Source organism: Neobacillus sedimentimangrovi, assembly GCF_010614825.1.
GTDB classification, from domain to species: Bacteria; Bacillota; Bacilli; order Bacillales; family Cytobacillaceae; genus Neobacillus; species Neobacillus thermocopriae.
The window spans coordinates 1-1,323 of the sequence record NZ_JAAFZF010000102.1 but is presented as its reverse complement, the minus strand read 5'-3'; the positions used below and the strand labels follow the sequence as shown (position 1 = coordinate 1,323).

Annotated in this window: 1 protein-coding gene; it reads left to right on the top strand. The window is 40.1% G+C overall.

Annotated elements, in window-relative coordinates:
• Positions 1–64 precede the first annotated feature (64 nt).
• Entirely contained in the window at positions 65–1,279 is a 1,215-nt protein-coding gene (locus GZA11_RS16380; RefSeq protein WP_038537718.1) for an ISL3 family transposase, read from the top strand.
• Positions 1,280–1,323 lie beyond the last annotated feature (44 nt).

Here is a 1,323-nt window from a genome sequence, read left to right as displayed (position 1 = left end):
CCCCGTCATTCTTTTATACTTGAATTGTCCAGAAACAAGCAAAAAGAATGGAGTTGCGTGTACTATGAATTCTATCATGAATATCCCAGGATTAAAAGGCTGTCAGGTGATAAAAATGGAGGAGCGTAAAGGTGAAATCTTCCTCTATGTGGAAATGGAGCGAAAGCCTCACCCTTGTCCTGACTGTGGTCAGCTCACCAACAAAGTTCATGATTATCGATGGCAAAAAGTTCAACATTTAAAATGGTTTGAACGGATGACGTATATTTGGTATAAACGTCGTCGATATGCCTGTGCTTGCGGAAAACGCTTTTCCGAAAAGAATACGTTTGTCAAACGATATCAACGAACATCGATTGAATGGAATCAGGCCGTGTCCGTATGCGCTATTAAGGGAAAGACATTTAAGGAAGTAGGGGATGTTTACGGAACCTCATCCACGACCATTATGAGGCGATTTGATCAAATCGCTCAAACGGAAGTCAAGCAAGTAGAGTCACTACCCCGAGTGATTGCGATTGATGAATATAAAGGAGATACAAGAGAAGGAAAGTATCAACTCATCATCGCCGATGGGATCACTAAGCAACCCCTAGACATCCTACCGAACCGAAATAAAAAGACGATAAAAGACTACCTTCAAAGGTATGGTCACCACGTTCAAGTGGTGATTATGGATATGAGTCCTTCTTTTAAGGCAGCCGTTCGTTCGGCCCTAGGTAACCCAGTGATTGTGGCGGATCGTTTTCATTTTTGTCGTTATATTTATTGGGGGATTGATCGAGTTCGCAGGCGTATTCAGCAGCAGTTTCACGACTATGACCGTAAAAAGTGCAAAAGAAAAAGGTACATTTTTTATAAACCTCAAAACACTTTAACTGAAGACGATCAGTGGCATTTAGAACGCTATTTGAATATGTCGGAAGAGCTAAAAAAAGCCTATGAACTAAAAGAACGTTATCAAGTATGGTTTAACCGAGCGAAAGAAATCGGTCAAGAAAAGATTAAAGAGGTAAAAAAAGAGCTGGAAGCATTTTATCAAGTAGTAGAGGAATCAGGAATTCCAGAGATGAAACAAGCGATAGAAACGTTTCGAAATTGGCAAGTAGAAATCCTGAATAGCTTTGTGTATGGTCATTCCAATGGCTTTTTGGAAGGAATTAATAATACCACAAAAGTCATCAAGCGAAACGGCTATGGATATAAAAACTTCAAGAGATTTCGAGCAAGAATCTTATTGAGACATCAGTATAAAGGAATGGGTCTACATATAGGATAGGGGTGGCCTGATTTCTTTACCACCCCAACATTTGACGGAGAACC